This is a genomic window from Oxalobacteraceae bacterium OTU3CINTB1 (genome assembly GCA_024123955.1).
Taxonomy (GTDB): Bacteria; Pseudomonadota; Gammaproteobacteria; order Burkholderiales; family Burkholderiaceae_D; genus Rugamonas.
Window position 1 is genome coordinate 4,425,372 of record CP099652.1, and the last position, 18,670, is coordinate 4,444,041.

Annotated in this window: 19 protein-coding genes; 10 read left to right on the forward strand and 9 right to left on the reverse strand. The window is 65.5% G+C overall.

The window, feature by feature from the left end; all coding sequences use genetic code 11:
• Positions 1–5: 5 nt before the first annotated feature.
• The 3 genes from NHH73_19070 (at position 6) to NHH73_19080 (ending at position 1,112) form a co-directional block, all read left to right on the forward strand.
• Complete coding sequence (locus tag NHH73_19070; protein ID USX24710.1) at positions 6–239, forward strand: hypothetical protein; 234 nt, start codon at positions 6–8, stop codon at positions 237–239.
• Positions 240–254: 15 nt separating this feature from the next.
• Positions 255–614, forward strand: coding sequence for a hypothetical protein (locus NHH73_19075; GenBank protein USX24711.1), 360 nt, complete (start codon positions 255–257; stop codon positions 612–614).
• A gap of 168 nt (positions 615–782) precedes the next feature.
• Positions 783–1,112 (forward strand): CzcE family metal-binding protein, encoded by a 330-nt coding sequence (locus NHH73_19080; GenBank protein USX24712.1) that lies wholly within the window; start codon positions 783–785, stop codon positions 1,110–1,112.
• 12 nt (positions 1,113–1,124) lie between these two features.
• Here NHH73_19080 and NHH73_19085 read toward each other — a convergent pair whose 3' ends face one another.
• The 3 genes from NHH73_19085 to NHH73_19095 are packed head-to-tail and all read right to left on the reverse strand — an operon-like array spanning position 1,125 to position 3,749.
• Positions 1,125–2,609, reverse strand: coding sequence for a hypothetical protein (locus NHH73_19085; protein USX24713.1), 1,485 nt, complete (start codon positions 2,607–2,609; stop codon positions 1,125–1,127).
• Positions 2,606–3,034 carry a biopolymer transporter ExbD gene (locus tag NHH73_19090; GenBank protein USX24714.1) on the reverse strand — a complete coding sequence of 143 codons (429 nt, stop codon included), beginning with the start codon at positions 3,032–3,034 and terminating at the stop codon, positions 2,606–2,608. Before NHH73_19090 ends, NHH73_19085 begins: the two co-directional genes overlap by 4 nt.
• Positions 3,024–3,749: a MotA/TolQ/ExbB proton channel family protein gene (locus NHH73_19095; protein ID USX24715.1), complete on the reverse strand. Its 726-nt coding sequence runs from the start codon at positions 3,747–3,749 to the stop codon at positions 3,024–3,026. Before NHH73_19095 ends, NHH73_19090 begins: the two co-directional genes overlap by 11 nt.
• Positions 3,750–3,956: 207 nt before the next feature.
• Here NHH73_19095 and NHH73_19100 point away from each other — a divergent pair, with 207 nt between their 5' ends.
• Complete coding sequence (locus tag NHH73_19100) at positions 3,957–4,853, forward strand: DUF72 domain-containing protein (protein ID USX24716.1); 897 nt, start codon at positions 3,957–3,959, stop codon at positions 4,851–4,853.
• On the opposite strand, the gene NHH73_19105 is transcribed toward NHH73_19100, so the two are convergent.
• From NHH73_19105 to NHH73_19125, 5 genes are all read right to left on the reverse strand, one after another.
• Positions 4,842–6,110, reverse strand: a complete 1,269-nt coding sequence (locus NHH73_19105; protein USX24717.1) for a voltage-gated chloride channel family protein — start codon at positions 6,108–6,110, stop codon at positions 4,842–4,844. The two genes, NHH73_19100 and NHH73_19105, sit on opposite strands and share 12 nt — an antisense overlap.
• 100 nt (positions 6,111–6,210) lie before the next feature.
• A complete protein-coding gene (locus NHH73_19110) occupies positions 6,211–7,575 on the reverse strand; it encodes a copper oxidase (GenBank protein ID USX24718.1) in 1,365 nt (454 codons plus the stop codon).
• Complete coding sequence (locus NHH73_19115; protein USX24719.1) at positions 7,572–8,963, reverse strand: TolC family protein; 1,392 nt, start codon at positions 8,961–8,963, stop codon at positions 7,572–7,574. The genes NHH73_19110 and NHH73_19115 overlap by 4 nt, the downstream gene beginning before the upstream one ends.
• Positions 8,964–9,031: 68 nt before the next feature.
• Positions 9,032–9,448: a hypothetical protein gene (locus tag NHH73_19120; GenBank protein ID USX24720.1), complete on the reverse strand. Its 417-nt coding sequence runs from the start codon at positions 9,446–9,448 to the stop codon at positions 9,032–9,034.
• A 63-nt stretch (positions 9,449–9,511) separates the two neighbouring features.
• Positions 9,512–9,751 (reverse strand): hypothetical protein, encoded by a 240-nt coding sequence (locus tag NHH73_19125; protein USX24721.1) that lies wholly within the window; start codon positions 9,749–9,751, stop codon positions 9,512–9,514.
• 125 nt (positions 9,752–9,876) lie between these two features.
• On the opposite strand from NHH73_19125, the gene NHH73_19130 reads away from it, so the two are divergent.
• Positions 9,877–10,728: an MBL fold metallo-hydrolase gene (locus NHH73_19130; GenBank protein ID USX24722.1), complete on the forward strand. Its 852-nt coding sequence runs from the start codon at positions 9,877–9,879 to the stop codon at positions 10,726–10,728.
• Between the two features lie 21 nt (positions 10,729–10,749).
• Here NHH73_19130 and NHH73_19135 read toward each other — a convergent pair whose 3' ends face one another.
• A complete protein-coding gene (locus NHH73_19135) occupies positions 10,750–12,183 on the reverse strand; it encodes a M20/M25/M40 family metallo-hydrolase (protein USX24723.1) in 1,434 nt (477 codons plus the stop codon).
• Between the two features lie 133 nt (positions 12,184–12,316).
• Here NHH73_19135 and NHH73_19140 point away from each other — a divergent pair, with 133 nt between their 5' ends.
• From NHH73_19140 to NHH73_19160, 5 genes are all read left to right on the forward strand, one after another.
• A complete protein-coding gene (locus tag NHH73_19140; GenBank protein ID USX24724.1) occupies positions 12,317–12,853 on the forward strand; it encodes a GNAT family N-acetyltransferase in 537 nt (178 codons plus the stop codon).
• A gap of 160 nt (positions 12,854–13,013) precedes the next feature.
• On the forward strand, positions 13,014–13,445 hold the full coding sequence (locus NHH73_19145; GenBank protein USX24725.1) for a glycine zipper 2TM domain-containing protein: 432 nt from the start codon (positions 13,014–13,016) through the stop codon (positions 13,443–13,445).
• A 105-nt stretch (positions 13,446–13,550) separates the two neighbouring features.
• Entirely contained in the window at positions 13,551–14,588 is a 1,038-nt protein-coding gene (locus NHH73_19150; protein ID USX24726.1) for a serine/threonine protein kinase, read from the forward strand.
• Positions 14,588–17,065, forward strand: coding sequence for an FtsW/RodA/SpoVE family cell cycle protein (locus NHH73_19155; protein USX24727.1), 2,478 nt, complete (start codon positions 14,588–14,590; stop codon positions 17,063–17,065). The genes NHH73_19150 and NHH73_19155 overlap by 1 nt, the downstream gene beginning before the upstream one ends.
• Positions 17,066–17,068: 3 nt before the next feature.
• Entirely contained in the window at positions 17,069–18,667 is a 1,599-nt protein-coding gene (locus NHH73_19160; protein USX24728.1) for a hypothetical protein, read from the forward strand.
• Positions 18,668–18,670: the final 3 nt, after the last annotated feature.

An 18,670-nucleotide genomic window follows, 5' to 3' on the forward strand; every position in this document is an offset into this window, starting at 1 on the left:
ATATCATGGCTTACGTAAACTTCTCCAACCTCAGCGTGGTGCAAACCTACACCAGTCCACATTCGATGAACGCATGGGGATTGCTGTCGACGCAGCCTTACAGAAAGGTGCAGCCGATCAGCGTCGACGGCGCCACCAACATGTTCGTGATCCTGTGCACGGCCAGGGCCAGCGGCCGAACGGTGTCCGGGTCGTACGACAATGCGACCGGGTTGTTGTACACGCTCTATCTGAATTGACCGGGAAGAATTGTCATGGCTCCCTCTTCCATCACGATCAAGCTCGACTTCGGCGCCGGCGCCAATGCCGGCAACCACAGCATGTCCCTGGACGGCGGCGTTCCGACGCCGTTTTCCAGCGCCGCCCACAGCCACGGGCCAGCGGAATCGGCGGCGCCGGCGCCGTCCCTCGGCCTCGCCCCCGCCGGCAGCACGGTATGGGCCCATGACGTCTCGCAGCAAGAAGACGTCCCCACGCCAGTGGACAACGCTGCCCACGCCATCGGTGTCGACGGCGGTCCGGCGCCCGATCCACAGATGGCAAGCCCGGCGTCCGCCGATCTGCCGGCGCCGGAACCGTCGCAAGACGATGACGGCGCAGGTGTACAACACTAGGCACCATCAACGCCCGGGCGGACAAGCGCCGCCCGGCCCCCTCACCGTGCCACGCCATGTTCTTGCTGGCATACGCGATTACAAATCTGTCATCCAAGCGTCATGTTCCTGTCAGTGCGCGCTCCTTAAACTGGTCCTGTCTTCACTCAACAACCCAAAGGACCTATCATGTTTAAGACACTGCGTACCCTGATCATTTGCACCACCATCGTCGGCGCCGGCCTGGCACAGGCGGCTCCCGCGACACCCGCCAACTACGGCAGCGCTGCCGGCAACGGTTTCGCCGACCGCGCGATCACGATCACGCCCGGCATCAAATGGGTGAACGTCAACAATGGCGATACCGTGGCGTTCACCGTCAATGGCAAAACCTTCACCTGGCATTTCGAGACCCTGCACGCGGAAGATCAATTCGGCCTGGAGAAGATCGCGCCCGAAGGCGTGGACGTGGGAATGGTGACCGTCTACGTCGGCAGCAATCCGCTCTATCGCGGCTGATGTGACGCCGAATTACTTCGTCAGCACCAGCGAGAAAAACAGCCGCGTCGGGCCGTTCGCCATCTTGAAGAAGATCTTGTTGCGGCCCTTCCTGAAACGCACCGTGCGCTTGGCCTCGGTCATATTGTAATCGCGACCATGGGTGTTGGGAACGTCGTACAGCGCGGGCCAGAACGCCTGTTTGTTGATGTTTCCGCCAGCCCAGACCTGCACGTCGTTGAGCCAGATCTGGGCGTCGTCGTCGGCGCCTATCCACATCGTCAATTCCTGGTCGCGGTCCATCATCACTTCGGTATAGCCGTAATACACCGCGTCTTCGTCGGGGTCCGGCGGCACCAGCGGATAGCTGGCGGCGTGCACATAGCGCCACTTCAACTGCCGGTTTTCCTTGCCCGCATAGACGGCATCGAGGACCACGCCCTGCTCGGGCGGATAGCGATGGTTGGAAAACAGCCCGCGGCCATGCTTGCCCTCGAAAGGGCCGATCACATACCAGCTATTGATGTAGACCCGGTTGGAAAATTCGCCACCCCGGCCCAGCACGCGGCCGGCGCCCTTGATCATCGAACGCGCATCGACCGGCGGAATATTGCCGCCGCCCGGATTGAAAATCGCCTCGCCGGCGCCGGTGTAGTTCCGCGCGGCGCCCGTCGGCAGCGCCGCATCGCGTTTGATGAAGGCAGCGATGCGCTGCTCGATGCCGTTCCCGCCGATTCCGGGCGTGGCGTCGGCGCGGCCTTCGCCACCCTGTGCATCGTCGCCGCCACCACCGCCAATGCCCGTTCCCGGCTTGCTGTCGGTGCCGTTGGCCTGAACGGCGCCAACCTGCCCGCGCTTGACGGCCACGCCGTCACGCTGGCGCGCCAGATCCTGCTGGCGCTGCGCCAGCGCGGCGCGCGCCTTTGTCTCGAGCTCCTGGATTTCCGCCGCCAATTGTCCGGGCGTGGCGCCCGGCGGCGGCGCGCCGTTCGGCGGTGGCGTGGCGCGCGACGGTGGTGTGGCGTCAGGCGGCGGCGCCGCGCTGTCGGCCGGCGGTGACGCCAGCCGCTCCCGCGCCTTTTGCACCGGTATCTTCTCGATTCTCGCCAACTCGGTGGCTTTGAGCGCTTTCTCCACCTCCGCGATGGCGGCCGACAGCTCCCTAGCTTCCGCAAGCAGTTGCTCCGGGGGTTTCGGCAGCGACGTCGCACGGAAGTCCGGCTCGTCCACGGCGCCAGCGCCATCGCGCGGCGGCGCGCCGGGACGGCTTTGATCCAGCAAGTCCTTGATCTTCTCCATGTCCATCACGCGTTTTTCGATCCTGGACTGCCTTGCCACGGCAGCGCTGACGCTCTCCCGCTCGCGCTGCTGCGCCATCTCCACCCGATAGACGCCGAAGTAATAGAGCAGCTGGATCAGCAGCGCGTGCACCGCCAGCGAGACCAGCACGAAGCCATACCGCCGCACGCCCTCGCGGCGGGCCCTCGGCTCCCATTCATCGAGTCGGCCGAACATCATCGCGCGCCACGGGTGTGCATGGAGATGTTGGTGAGCCGCTCGAACTGGCACAGATCGAGCACGTGCACGATGTCCTGGTATTTTGCCAGCTGGTCGCCATCGATGCGTATGCGGCGACCTGGATCGCGGGCGCCCTCCATTTTCAACCGTCCGTGCAGCGCCTGGGTCGACACCGGCTCGCCATCGAGGAAGAACTTGCCGTCCTTGTCGACGCCGATCACCAGCGGCGCCGGGCCGGCCTCGTCGCGCTCCAGGCTGACCTGGGAAATCGGCAGGGTGACCGGCAACTCCTTCTGCGGCTTGTGCGCGTCCGGCTGCTTGAACGACGTCGCCACCATGAAGAACATCAGCAGAAAAAAGATACAGTCGATCAGCGCGATCAGGCCGATTTCCGGCTGCTCGTCCTCGCCCAGGTTAATGCGCATGCGACACCACGTGCAGGTTTTGCGGCGCGGGGTCGCCGTGCAGGAACCATTCGTCGATCAAGCTGTTGATCTTTTTTTCCAGCGCCAGGCCGAAGAAGGCCTGCCGGTTCTTGAGGAAATGGTGCATGCCCAGCGCCGGCAGCGCCACGCACAAGCCGGCGGCGGTATTGATCAACGCTTTCGAGATGCCGCCGGCCAGCAGCGCGGGGTTGCCCATGCCTTCAGAGAACGCGATCACATGGAAGGCGTCGATCATGCCGACCACGGTGCCGAGCAAGCCGACGATGGGCGCCACCGTGGCGACGATCGCCAGCGCATACGCCTTTTGCTGATGGTGCCGCAACTCCATCGACGCGATGTCGCCGGCGCCGCTGTTGACGACGGCGTATCCATGCTGGCGGTGCGCGACCATATAGGCGATCACGCGAGCCAGGGTGCTATCGTCTTCGGCGAGCAGCTGTTGCAGCCTGGTGAAATCCTGCGCGGCCCACAGCGGCTTGACCCTTTCCACCAGCCCGTCCGGCACGATGGCGCGGGCGCGGAAGTGCATGAGCCGCTCGATCGAGACGGCCAGGAACAGGATCGACAAACCGAGCGTGACGACGATGGCCGCGCCGCCCTCGGCCGCCTGTTCGACGATATTGATCTCGGCGGCGTGGGCAGCGTTGTGGAGGACGAGCATGGCGACGAGTGCGAGGGAGAGATTTTTGTTCATGCCCTGAACATAGCAAGGTCCGGGCCATGCCTGTATCGCCGCCTTTATGCGCATTTGCCGCGATTGTCCGACGGCCGGTTGACCATTACCGCACACCGACTGTCCGAAAATGAACACCGCGACGAATGCGAGCATTTCCGGGGCGACCGAGTCCTGCCTGCAGGCAACCGTGCTTCGCCTGCAAGCGGATTTGGCTATATTTTAGACATGGGAAAAATCTACATCGGCATCTCCGGCTGGCGCTACCAAGGCTGGCGCGGCGTGTTTTATCCGGAAGGGCTGGCGCAGGCGCGCGAGCTCGAATTCGCCTCGCGCGCGCTGCCGACGATCGAATTGAACGGTTCCTTCTACTCGCTGCAGCGCCCGTCCAGCTACACCGCATGGTACGAGGCCACGCCGCCGGGCTTCGTCTTCAGCCACAAGGGCAACCGCTACCTGACGCACATCCTGCGCCTGGGCGACGGCATCGACAAGGCGGTGGCCAACGTCATGGCCTCCGGCGTGTTCGCGCTGCGCGAAAAACTGGGTCCGTTCCTGTGGCAGCTGCCGCCCAACTTCCGCTTCGACGCCGAGCGGCTGGAGCAGTTTTTCAGCCTGCTGCCGCGCGACCTGGAACAGGCGCAGCGCCTGGCGCGCCGGCACGAGCCGCGCATGAACGGCAAGGTCGCGTTGGACATCGACGCCAATCACAAGCTGCGTCACGCGATCGAGATTCGCCACGACAGCTTCGTCGATCCCGCTTTCGTCGCGCTGCTGCGCAAATACAAGGTGGCCCTGGTGGTGGCCGACACCGCCGGAAAATTCCCCTACTACGAGGATGTGACGTCGGACTTCATGTATCTGCGCCTGCACGGCGCCGAGGAACTTTACGCCAGCGGCTACGACGACGAGGCGCTGGAGCGCTGGGCCGCGCGCATCCGCGCCTGGAGCACCGGCGGGCAACCGGACGACGCCAAACTGATATCGGACAAGCCGCCGCCGGCACGCGCCAAGCGCGACGTCTACTGCTACTTCGACAACGACATCAAAGTGCGGGCGCCGTTCGACGCGCGCAGCCTGATCGAAAAATTGGAATTGGCCGGCGGCCTGGCGTCATTTGGCTGACGGCGGCGGCAGGCGGTCACGCGGCACCGGCGGCACGCGGTACTTGGCCATGCCCGATTTTTGCGAGCGGTAGATGCCGCAACGGCCGGAGAACAGATAAGCCACCACGCATGCCATCGCGGCGAAGGGACCGATCTGCGGGCCAAACAGCTCGATCGCCATGATGGTCGACGCCAGCGGCGTATTGGCCGCCCCGGCGAACACCGCGACAAAGCCCAGCGCCGCCAGCAAAGGGAAAGGCAGATGCAGCAAAGGCGCAAGCGCGTTGCCGAGCGTGGCGCCGATGAAGAACAGCGGCGTCACCTCCCCGCCTTTGAATCCGCTGCCCAGCGAAGCGACCGTGAAAGCGAACTTGCCGAAGAAATCCCACGGCGCCAGCGGCTGCTGGAACGCCTCGACGATCACCGGAATCCCCAGGCCGATGTAGCGCGTGCCGAAAAACCAGGCGGCGACGGCGACGACCGCGCCGCCGATCATCGGCCGCAGCGGCGCATACGCGATAAGACGCTTCATAAAAGCCGACGCCGCGTGCGTGGACCTGGCGAAGGCCATGCCGGCCAGGCCGAACACGACGCCCGCCGCCAGCACGGCGGCAACGCTGGCAAAGCCGACCGCCACCACCGTATTCATCGGATAGTGCGTGTGATGGACGCCCCAGGCCATGCCCACCTGGTCGGCCGCCACGGCGGCGACGATGCACGGAAAGATGGCGTCGTAACGCAGGCGGCCGACGGCCAGCACCTCCATGCCGAAGATGGCGCCGGCCAGCGGCGTGCCGAAGACGGAGGCGAAACCGGCGCTGATGCCGGCCATGAGCACGATGCGGCGATCGGCGTGGCGCAGGCGCAGCGCGTAGGTCAACTGATCGGCCAGCGCCCCGCCCATCTGCACGGCCGTGCCCTCGCGGCCCACCGAAGCGCCGAACAGGTGCGATACGACGGTGCCGACCAAGACCAATGGCGCCATGCGCAGCGGGACGACTTTCTGCGGATCGTGGATCTCGTCGATCAGCAGGTTGTTACCGGCTTCCACGCTGCTACCCGTTTTCAGATACAGCCAGCCGACGGCGAAGCCGGCCAGCGGCAGCAGCCAGATGATCCACGCGTGCGCCTCGCGCCATCGGGTCGCGTAGTCCAGTGCAAAAAGGAAGAAAGCCGAAGCGGTGCCACTGAGCGCGGCGATCACGCCGGCGATACAGGTCCACTTGGCGACGTACGCCAGCAAAGCCGTTTGTTCGGGATAAAGAGAGAATTTCATGCAGCCAGCGGCAACTCCGGGGTCAGGTCCACCAATTCTACACGAGCACATCGCTGCCGCCGAGGGTACGCGGAACCTTCGCTCCCCGTACCCTCCCGTATCAATGGTGATGCTTGGCGTCGCGCTTGACGTTCATCGTCTCCGTCGGCTTGGACGGCGGCACGCCCGGTGCGCGTGGCGCCGGCGGCACTTCGCCGGTCCACTCGTAAGCCACCGTGCCCTTCGGATGCCGGTACCAGCCAGGGTCCTTGTAATCGTCGCGCGCCAGCCCCTCGCGGACTTTGACCGTGGTGAACATGCCGCCCATCTCCAGTCCGCCGAAAGGTCCGTCCCCGCTCATCATCGGCAGGGTGTTCTCCGGCAGCGGCATCTGCATGTCGCCCATCGAACCACCCTTGTCGCCCATGACCATATAGCCCGGCACCAGCTTGTTGATTTTCTCGGCGACGCCGGTGTGATCGACGCCAATCATGGTCGGCACGTTGTGACCCATCGCGTTCATCGTATGGTGCGATTTGTGGCAATGGAAGGCCCAGTCGCCCGGCGCGTCGGCGACGAATTCAATGGCCCGCATCTGGCCGACGGCGACGTCGGTGGTCACCTCCGGCCAACGCGCCGACGGCCGCACCCAGCCGCCGTCCGTCCCCGTCACTTCGAAAGTGTGACCGTGCAGGTGGATCGGATGGTTGGTCATCGTCAGGTTGCCGGCGCGGATGCGCACCCGGTCGTTCTTGCGCACCACCATCGGATCGATGCCGGGGAAGGCGCGGCTGTTGAACGTCCACAGATTAAAGTCGAGCATCGTGTTGATCTTCGGCGTGTAGCTGCCAGGTTCGATGTCGTAGGCGCTCAGCAGGAAGACGAAGTCGCGTTCCACCGCGTGCTGCTTCGGGTCCTTCGGGTGCGTGATCCAGAAGCCCATCATCCCCATCGCCATCTGCGCCATCTCGTCGGCATGCGGGTGGTACATGAAGGTGCCGGCGTGGCGCGCGACGAATTCGTAGACGAAGGTCTTACCCGGCTGGATGCCGGGCTGCGTCAAACCGGTGATGCCGTCCATGCCGTTCGGCAGAAGCTGGCCGTGCCAGTGCACGCTGGTGTGCTCGGGCAGTTTATTGGTGACGAAGATGCGCACGCGGTCGCCCTCCACCACTTCGATCGTCGGGCCGGGACTCTGTCCGTTGTAGCCCCACAGGTTGGCCGTCATGCCGGGCGCCAGTTCGCGCACCACCGGTTCGGCCACCAGGTGGAACTCCTTGACGCCGTCCTTCATCCGCCACGGCAAAGTCCAGCCATTAAGCGTGACGACGGGATTGTACGGGCGGCCGTTGGGCGGCACCAGCGGCGGCGCGGTGGCGGCCGACGATTGCACCGGCGCCTCCGGCAGCGAGGCCGCGCCGGCCTTGGTGACCATGCCGGCGCCAATGAGGGCTGCGCCGCTGAGGAATGATCTGCGGGTGGTCATGGGGTTACTCCTTTGTTGGTTGACTGACGGTCGCCGAGGCGGCCACCCAATGCGGCTTCGAGATTGGCTTGCGCGGTCCAGTAGTCCTTGAGCGCGCCGATGTAGCCGTTGACGGCGGCCGATTGTTCGCGGGCGTCGGCCAGCAGTTCGAATACGCTCATCAGCATGCCGTTGTAGCGCAACAGGGTTTCGTCGGCCAGCTTTTTACGCAGCGGGACCACATGATCACGATAGTGGCGCGCCAGCTCGTAGGAGGCGCGATAGTCGGCGTAGCTTTCGCGCGCCTCGCTGCGGGCGTTGATGGCCGCTTGCGCCAGCAGATTGACCGATTGCATATAGGTCGCCTCGGCCCGCGCCACCCGCGTCGAGCCCCACTCGAACAATGGAATCTCCAGCGACAGCTCATAGCCGCGCGCGTTCGTCCGGCCTTCGCTATTACTGACCACACCCAGATCGAGCACGTTGATGAAGCGCGTGGTCTTGGTCAGACCAAGGGTCGATGCCGTGTGCGCCGTATCGAGTTTGGCGGCCTGGATGTCCAATCGCTCGTTGACGGCGATCTGCTCGATGTCGCCCAATTCCTGCGGCGCGGCGGGCAGCTCGGGCAAATGGTCCGGCAGCTTGTACGCGGTCTGCGCGCCGCTCAGTCCCATCAGGCGGGTCAGCTTTTCGCGCGCGGCGACGGCCGCCTTGCGCGCGGCGCTGACGTCGGCCACCGTTTGCGCGTGGTAGGCCTGTTCGCGCGCCACGTCCATCGCGCTCCAGTTGCCGGCCTTGCGCATGCGGTCGGCCAGTTCGGCGCTGGCCTGCGCCGATTCCTCCACCTGCACGGCGTATTCGGCGCTCTGGTTGGCGGCCACCGCCTCCACCCACGCGCGGCGGGTGTCGGCGGCGACCTTCAGCGCCTCGTTCGAAACCAGCAGTTTGGTCTGCTCGTAGCGGCGCCCTTCGATGCGGCCGGCCAGCGGCGCCATGATCAAGCTGAGAAGATTGAAGGTCAGCGTGCGTTCGATACTGACCTCACCGCCGCCGTGGCTACGTTTAAAATCGAACACGGGATTTTGCAAGCGCCCGGCCTGCACCAGGTCCGCTTCGGCGATGCCAAGCGACCAATAACTCGCTTGCAGCCCCCGATTATTCAACAGCGCGATATGCACCGCTTCGTCGACAGCCAGTGGCTGCCCCAGTTTTTTGTCGATGACGGCGGCCAGCGCACGGGCGTCGTCGTCGTTGCGCGGCAGGCGGCCGGCGACGCTGGCGCTCAGGCCCGTACGTTGTTCGCTGACGCCGGCGGCGGCGCCGAAGCCGCCGTCGCCGGACAGCGACGCGCAGCCGCCGAGCAGCAGCGCCATGCTGGCGCCACCGGCGAGTTTATGCAGACAATTCATGTCCAACACCTCAGGTTAATGTAGAAATGGGATGCGTTGCGCAGCTCGTGGACGGAGCTGTCGCGGGGTCAGACGAAATTGCCTTGAGGGGGACGTTCGGGGTGGGCCAGATCGACCGCGCGGGGGAACTCGGAGTGGAACGGAATGGCGGAGGATACCGCCGGCAGCACCGGCACGGTGATCGTCTGCGCCATGAACGGCGCGCCGGCGACGCAGCAGGCCGCGCCGCCGCATTTGATGCCGCCGTGATTGTGGCCGGCATGACTCGACTGGTCCGGCTGGTCGGGCGATATTTGCCGCTCCTGATCATGCATGGCTGCCATCATCGCCGCGTGGTCGTGCGGACCGGAAGGCATCGCCGTGTGCCCTGCCGCCGACACTGCGGGAGCGGCGGGCGCGCACAGCATCATCGATGCGGACGCGTATCCCTGATAAGGGAGCGCCAGCATCATCAGCCATACGATCAGAGTGCGGAACAGGGTCATGCACCCATGGTATCACACGCCGCCCGGGATGCTAAGTGCGGCCGGGGGGCCGCTAAGCCCCCCTTAAGCCAGTCGCACCAGCGGGTTGGCGATGATATTGTCGATTTGCCGGATGGCCTCGTCGCAGGCGGCGGCGATGGCTTCGTCCTCGCTGTCGCGGACGAATTGCATCGTCGCGCCCTCGAACACTTCCACGCCGTTGGCGTTGGCACGTTCGATGTCGCAGCTGGCGCTCCATTTGTGGTCGCTGGTTGGCAGGGCCGTTGGAATGATTTCCCAGCCTTTGTAGTGAATTTTATCCATGACTGACTCCTTGATTTCGGACAGACTATCATGAAGAGATACCGCTTACGCGCACGCCTGCGCATCTTTCAGCGAAAAAACATTCGGCGAGGGTAGTCGTTATGATTTTTTATTATAATGAACGCATGAAGCCACTTATACAAGCCTCCCACGACAAAAACACGGGCACCGTCACCTATGTCGTGTACGAAAACGACGGCAGCGACTGCGCGATCATCGACTCGGTGCTCGATTTCGACCCCAAATCGGGCCGCACCTCCACCGCGTCCGCCGACCTGGTGGTCGACTTCGTGCGCGCGCACCGCCTCAACGTCGTCTGGATGCTGGAGACGCACGCCCACGCCGACCACCTGTCGGCCGCGCCGTACCTTGCGCGGCAGTTGGGCGGGCGCACCGGCATCGGCGCCGAAATCGCCGTCGTGCAGCAAGCCTTCGCGCGGGTTTTCCCCCAGCGGGCGGGCATCGAGCGCAGCTTCGACCACCTGTTCCAGCCCGACGAGATGTTCGCCATCGGCGCCTTGCAGGCGCGCGCGCTGCATGTGCCGGGCCACACGCCGGCCGACATGGCCTACCAGATCGGCGACGCCGTCTTCGTCGGCGACACCATGTTCATGCCGGACGTGGGCACGGCGCGCTGCGACTTCCCCGGCGGCTGCGCGGCCACGTTGTACCGCTCCGTGCGCAGGCTGCTCGACCTGCCGCCGCAAACGCGTTTGTTCATGTGCCACGACTATCCGCCGGCCGGCCGCGAGGCGCGCTGGGAGGTGACGGTGGCCGAGCAAAGCGAAAAGAACATCCACATCCGCGCGGGCGTGACCGAGGAACAGTTCGTGGAGATGCGCACCAGGCGCGATGCGACCCTGGACATGCCGATGCTGATCCTACCGGCGATCCAGGTCAATATCAGCGCCGGGCAGCTGCCCGAGGCCGAGGAGAACGGCGTGCGGTATCTGAAGATACCGCTCAACGCCTTTTGATGTCGGGATGCCGGCGCGGCTTTAATCGTCGCGCTTCGGCGTGCGCCCGATGTTCTCATCCATATTGGCCAGATACCACGTCAATCCCGTCATCACCGCCACGTGGCGCTTCAACTCCAGCGGATCGACCTTGTCCAGCGTGTCCGCCGGCGTGTGGTGGTAGCTGAAATAGCTGCTGGAATCGACCAGCGGCATGAACACCGGCACCCCGGCGCGTTCCAGCGGCCCCGTATCGGCGGCCCCGGTCACATCACGGCGGTCGAACATCGAAGCGCCGATCGGCTCCAGCGATTTTTGCAGCGGCGCGAAGTACTTCACCACCGAGGGCCGCACGCTGCCGATCACGCCGAACGGACGGCCACCGCCGCTGTCCGACTCGATCGCGGCGAAGTGCCGTTCCACCTTGTCCTTGTTGGCCTCGAAGTAGCCCTTGCCACCACGGGTGCCGTTTTCCTCGTTCATCCAGGCGATCACGCGGATCGTGCGGCGCGGCTTCAGGTTCAGCTTTTTCAGCGTGTCGATCACCGCCATCGCGGCGGCGACGCCGGTGCCGTCGTCATGGGCGCCGGTGGCCAGGTCCCACGAATCGAGGTGGCCAGAGACGATCACCACCTCGTCGGCCTTGTCGCTGCCCGGCAGGTCGGCGATGACGTTGTAGCTGTCGGCATCCGGCAGATTCTGCGGCGTCAACGTCAAGTGCATCTTGACTGGACCGCGCGCCGACAAGCGCGTTATCAGCATCGCGTCTTCGGCCGTGACGGCGGCCGCCGGAATGCGCGCGCCGTCCACCAGGCCGGTGACGCCGGTGTGCGGAATGCGGTAGTCGGCGCCGCCGACAGAACGCACCAGCGCGGCCGCCGCGCCCATCTCCGCCGCCACCTTGGGACCGTTGACGCGGAAGTTGGAGCCGCGCCCGTAGGCCTGACCGGCGTGTCCACGCTCGGCCATCTCCTGGTCGAAGGCGACGTCGAACAGCACGATGCTGCCCTTGACCTGCGCCGCGCGCGCCTTCAACTCGTCGAAATCGCGCACCACGATCACCGGCGCGGTCAGGCCGGCGGCGGGGGTGGCGCCCGATCCGCCCAGCGCCGTCAGCACCACCTTCTGCGTGACGCCGGCCGGACGCCCGGTGTAATCGACCAGCTCCGCCGTCTCCGCGCCGCGCACCCAATGCGGTACCTTGACCGGCTGCAGCGTCACCTTGGCGCCGATCTTGCGCATCGCCTCGGCCACCTGCTCGACGGCCGCCGCCGCGCCGGCGGAACCGGACAGGCGCGGGCCCACCAGATCGGTCAGGTCGGCCAGGCGCGCATAGGCCCAATCCTCCTTCATCGCGCTGTCGCGGATCTGAGCCAGGGTCGCGGGGTCGTTGGCGGGGGCGGCGATGGCGCCGGCGCTCAACATGCAGCCGGCAAGGATGGTCAGGGACAGTTTGAACGGAAAGGCGGATTTCATGCGGGTCCTGTATAAGAGTGAGTGAATTGCAAGAACGAATCAGACGATAACCGATCGTGGCGCGCTTGTCATCCATATTGATTTGTCATCGACGCTGCACTACCATGTACCCTCACACCTCCAGAAAGCGCCTATGCTCAAGGGTCGAATTTGCACGGTGCGCCACCTGGTCAGCACCGATCTGAACACCTTCATCGCGCTGGTCAACGACCTGCCCTCGCGCGGCGACCATTTCTCGCTGCATTTCAAATCGCCCGAGACGCTGCGCAAGGAGTTCATGCAGAACAGCTTCGTCACCGACGACAGCGAACTGTTTGTCATCGAGGACAGCCTGCATCACATCGTCGGCGTCATCACGCACTTCAAAAGCCGCACGCCGGTCACGCGGGAAATCGGCTACCGCCTGTTCGACGCCAAGCTGTCCGGGCGCGGTTATGTCACCGAGGCGTGCGGGCTGCTGATCGATTATCTGTTCAACGTCCACCAGTACCACCGGCTCGAGCTGCTCTCCACGCCGGAGAACGTGGCCTCGATCCGGGTCGCGCAAAAATGCGGCTTCACCGCCGAAGGCATGATGCGCCAGAGCTTCTTCATCAACGGCCGCTATCAAGACGTGCAGATATTCAGCCTGTTGCGGCCCGAGTGGGAAGCGCGGCGCCTTGAAGGTTAGCGTTTAAATGTTACAAGCCATTACCAAAACGCCCCCTTTGTAAGGATGTGTATAACAAATAGCGGTTTTTTCCCGGACGTTTATAGTGAGATCACTGGCTAACGAATCATTCCGATCCGGAGCCGCAGCAAGGGGAATCACCATGTTGAGTAAAAAATTTATGGCTGTAGCGTTGGTGGCCGCAGCGACAGTGTCATCGTCGGTCTACGCAAGCGACCGTGGGTTCAACACGGTGGCCGGTGCTGTGGTGGGAGCGGCCATCGGCAACAGCGCGGGCGGCCGTGACGGCGCCATCGTCGGCGGCCTGGTTGGCGCGGCGGTCGGCAACAGCATCAGCTCGGGCGACCGTCATCGCGGCTACCGCGATGATCGCGGCGGCCGTTACGTCGAAACGCGCGTGTATTCGCAGCCAGCGCCGGTCTACTACGAGCCGGCCCCGGTGTACTACGCGCCGCCACCGCGCTACTACGCGCCGCCGCCACGGGTGGTGTATGTGGAACCGGCCCGCCCGTACTACCGCGAATCGCGCCGAGACTACTACTACGGCGACCGCTACGACCGTGGCCACCGCCATGACCGCTACGACCGTTAATTCGTAGCCAATATAGAAAGCCTGTCGCCCGACAGGCTTTTTTTTGCCTTTGTTTTTCGTCTCCCTCCGCTAGCCAACCGTAACGGCTGGCGCCGAGGGGAAATCATGACGACAACAGACGCAATCATCGCTTTGGAACTGGGACACTACCGCTTGCGCGAGCAGATCGGCGGTTCCGCCTACGGCATCATCTGGCGCGCCAGTGGTCCTGGCCCCACCGGCGACGTGGCGATCAAGTTGATCAACCGGGAGCAGATGGCGCGCGCCCTGCCCGCCCAGCGCGACCGCTGGGTGGACTGCGCGAACAACGAGATCGCGTTCCTGCAGTCGCTGGAGCCCTGGGACGAGCGCCATATCGTGCGCTTACTCGATAGCGGCTGGCATGAAGGCTTGCCGGTGCTCGCGCTGGAGTTGATGACGACGGATCTGGGCCAGCACATGGCCGCCCTCAAGAGCGCCGAAGACACCGTGCCGCTGCCCATGGCGCTCGGCTGGATCGCCCAAATCAATCAGGCGCTGGCCAAGGTGCACCAATATGGCTGGCGTTATCTCGACCTGAAACCGGCCAACGTCCTGCTGGACCGGCATCTGCACACGGTCAAGCTGGCCGATTTCGGCACCAATCGCCATCTCGGCAGCCTGCAAGCCCACTCGTATGCCGGCACCGCCAACTGGCAGGCGCCGGAACAGTTTTTCCCTGCCGATGGCGGCGGCTATGCGACCGGTCCGCGCAGCGATTATTTTTCGCTGGGCGCGATGTTTTACTTCATGGTCACCGGCGGCCTACCGTTGCGCTTTTGCGCCGACTGCGGCCAGGCCTACCGCGAACACCACACCGCCGGCGCCGACCTGCTGCGCCAGATGCACGGCGGCGCGATTCCGGGCGCCCTGCTGCCAGAGGAGGAGGCGCGCTTCGCCCTCGCCATACCGGTTGAGGCACGCGATCCGGCGCTGGAGCTGTTACGCGCCCTGCTGAACATCGATCCGGCCAAACGGCCGCGCCATGCGATCCAGATCAGCCGCATGCTCAACGCGATCCAGGGCGTGAAGCCAGCGCGGGGCGCCTTCAATCCGGCGGATCCGATTCATGCCATGCGTCGTCCCAGCGCCAGCAACGGCTGGCGCCATATCCAGGGGGCATGATGGCGACTCCACTGCGTTTGCACAAGGCCCCGGCACGCGGGACGCCAGGCGCGAGATCGCCGCTGTTACGGCTGCCCGGTTGGCCCTCCGGCAGGATCCTCGCCGATGCCGCCGCATGGCTGGCACGCTTCGCCGCGCAAAACGTGGGCCTGGCCGCCACCCTCGCCCTGCTGGCCGCCCTTTTCGGCTTGCAGGCGCTGGCCCTTCTGCGCGCGCCCGCAAGCTGGCTGCCGGCTGCCATCGGCATCACATTGACACCCGGAGCGACCATCACGCTGGGCCAACGTGAACTGGCCGCGCCGCAGACCGACCGCAGCCACCTGTCGCTACGCCGCGATCCACAGGACGGCTGGATGCTGCGCAATATCAGCCCGTCCAAGCAGGTGATCCTGCTGCGCGACAGCGGCGAGCAGCGCATGGGCAGCGTGGCGCTGCGCGCGCGGCAAAGCTTCCAGATCGACGGTGCCGTCTTCAACGTCTCCGCTTCGGAGGCGGACACCATCGTCTTTACCCGCGACGGCCATGAATGGCGCTACGACGGCGCCGTGTTATACCGCGACGGCCACGCGCAATCCAGCTGCCCCGACGCGCGCCTGTCCGGGCAAGCGCTGTCGCTATGGAACCGCGCCATGCCGATGATGCTCACCATCGCCCGTCCGCTGTCCTTCGGTGGCAATCTGCATTGCGGCAATCGCCTTGGACTGGCGCAGACCACGCCCGGCGCAGCGCAACTGGCAAAGACCAACGGGCGGCTGGAGCTATCGGCCGGCAATCCCGATGGCGACCGCGCCTCGGTACTGGTGCGCAGCAACGGCGTGCAGACCGATTTGCGTCGCCAGGAGTTGTCGCTGGCCGGGGTCAACGCGATGATCGTCGGCCACACACGTTTTCAGCTTGCGCCAGCAGGCGACCAGCTCATATTGACGCCAAGCCGTCATGTCAGCCTGTTCAGCGTGCCGGATCTGAAACTGCCGGACAACGTCAATTGGCAGTGGCAACAGCGTTCGCTGTGGAATAGCGGCCATGCCAACGCCCTGTGGTTCGCCATCGCCGGCTGCCTGGCCTGCGTCGCCATCGGCGCGGTGTGCGCGGTGTCGCCGGCCAGCTTGTGGATGCGCCGCGCCGCGGCTGGCGCCAAGCTGCTGGGCGCGACGATCGTGCTGATTGCCGGCATCGTCGCCTTGATTTCGCAACGCGCGGGACTTTCGCCCAGCGCCACGTTATCGATGCTGCTCGGCGCCTGCGCGCTGCTGCTTTGGCTGGCCTTCCCCGGCCGTCTCACGCTGTTGACCGCCGCCGGCGTCGTGCTGCTGGCCACCGGCTTGCTGGCGCAGTTGGAACTCGGCCTGGGCGCGCCGCAAACCTCGTGGCTGCGCTACTACCAGAAAAGCGCCGCCATGCTGGCGATCGGCGCCGGCCTTGGCGGCATGCTGCGCCTGTGGGCGCAGTATCAGGCGGCGCGTGCCGCGCATCTGCAACAGCGCACCATCGAATGGATACTGGCGGTGTTCGCCATCGTCGCGCTGGCGGCGCTGGCCGCGCAGGTGTTGTGGGGCGACGAAACCGGCGTCTTCGACCTGCAACCGGTGGAACTGGCCAAGCTTGCCCTGACCGCGCTGACCGCGCACTGCCTGGCGCTGCGCTTCGGCTGGCATAGCGAGACGCGTCATCCCGCCGACCACCGCGCCCGCTGGCTGCAACTGATCGCGCCGGCCCTGCTCTTCATCGCGCTACTCGGCCTGTCGCTGGTGCAGATCGACGACTTCTCGCCGTTGATACTACTGCTGGTGTGGAGCACCGCCATGGCCTTCGCCTACGCGCTCGCGGCCGGCCATCGCCTGCTGACGATCGCGCTGATCGTTTTAGCGTTGATCGCCGTGGGGGCGGTAGTTTATCTGCGCCTGGCCGGAACGGACGATTTGATACGCTGGGGCTTCTACGCCGATCGCTTCCTGGTCTGGCTCAATCCCGCCGAGCATCCGCACACCGGCCAGCAGCTGCTGCTCGGCGCCCGCGCCATCGGCGAGGGCGGGTGGCTGGGGGCGGACCACTGGCTAGGCCTGCGCGCGCTCGGTCAATCGGCCGGCGGCGTGGTGCAGATCCCCGCCGTGCAGGACGACTTCGCGGCCACCTTTTTCATCAACCGCCACGGCCTGGCCGGCGCGCTGCTGCTCTGGGGCGTGCAGGCGGCCTTCCTGACCGGGATCGTGCTCACCGCGCTGCGCGCCCACCACGCCGGCGCCACGGCGCGCAACTTCCGCCAGGCCTGGTCCGGCCGCTTCCGCTATTTCGCATTGTGCGGCGGCGGCGCCTTCGTGCTCGGTCACTTCCTGCTGTCGTGGGGCACCAACCTGGCGATCTTCCCGATCATGGGGCAGCCGATGAGTTTTCTGTCCGCCGGCGGCAGCCATCTGCTGTTTTTCCTCTGCCCCCTGCTAGCGTTTAGTGCCATCAGCGCGCAATCTTTAGGAGACTGAATCATGCCGATCTATGTCCAACACGAAGTCCTGGGCCGTATTCCCGACGTTTTCAACGGCGAGGCGATCTGGCAGGCTCCCGGTCTGGCGCTGTTTTCGCGCCGTCCACTGCTGCGCGACCTGCTGGAACGCAGCCCGCGCGAGCACAAAGGCCGCGCCGCCACCCGCTGCTTCTCCCATGTGACGCTGATGCTGCCGCAGGAAGACGTCGACGACGACTACCACCTCACGCGCGGCGCCCGTGCCCGCGACCTGGCGCAGACCTTGACGGTATTGCATCAAAAGGACTTCGGCGATCTGCTGGGCGGCGACCAGGTGCGCTACGACGTCGTCGGCACCGAGGCGCTGTCGCCCGGCGAGATCGAGGTCAAGTTCGGCCATGCCGTGTATTTGCCGGCGGCCGACGAAAAAATCCTTTTCAACGTCAGCGTCTCGCGCGACAGTGCGATCTGGCATCCGGTCTGCCCGATCTATCCGAACCAGCGCCTGGCGCTGATCGGCGGCGAAGGCGGCGCGGCCAGCGTGACCGCCAGCGGCTGGCCGTTCGGCCCCGAAGGCGCGATCCTGATCATCAACGACGGTCCCGATGCCGCACCGGTGGTGCAGATGCGCCCCAAGGATGCCTTCGAATGCCGTTTCGATCCGCGCAGCGGCTACCACACCATCAAATCCCTGCGCGAGCCGCCGGGCGGCAGTCCGCGTCTAATGCTCAAGATCACCCGCGCCTCGGGCGCACCGGTTGGCATGCAGTCCGCCGCCACCGAGGACATCTGCATCAATCCTGCGCCCATGCAGGCGCCGGCGCCTGCCGGCCACGCCACCCCGGCCACGCCGGCCAGGCCTGCGGTATGGCAAAGCCGCGCCGATGGCGCTCCGCTGGAGCTGACCGCCGTACCGGTCAGCCACAAGCCGGTCAACAAGCCGGGAGAGAGCGACGCCACCTACGCGCCGGTCTCCCAGCAACGCGTCAGTCTGGTTGCGCTGGCCCTGCCCCGTCTGAGCCGCTACCGCGACACCGGCGCGCAGACGCTGGAACTGCCTTTCGACCGCACGCTGGCCTTGTCCGCCGACGCGGCGCAGGTGATCAGTTTCGTGGTCGATGCGGCCGACGAACTGTATGCCTGCACCGCCGAAGGTCGCCAGCGCATCAACGCGCCTTCCACGTTCTCTCCGGTCGACGGGCGCGCGATCCGGCTGCTGCCGGCGGCGCCGGAAATGGCCGACCGCTATCGCGCCCTGCTCTGTCTCGCGCAGCCAGTCGGCGCGGCGGTGGCCGGCGGCGCGCGCTTTACCTTCGGACGCAACTCGCCGATGCTGTCGGCCCTGCGTTTGCTCGATTCGCCCCGCTTCATCAAGCGCGCCGACGGCGTCAACGCCGCCAGCGCCGATCGCATCGGCCTGTCGCGCAACGCTTTCAGCTTTGAAGCGACGTCGGAGGGCTACAAGATCGGCAGACTGACCGCCACCCAGGGCCTGTACCATTTGAACGAGAAGATGGAGTTCGTCGCCAGCATCGGCGATACGGGCACGGACGCGCCGTACCTGCTGCCGGCCGGCCATCATCTCGTGGCAGGCCACTACGTGCTGCGCTTCGACGCCTGAGGG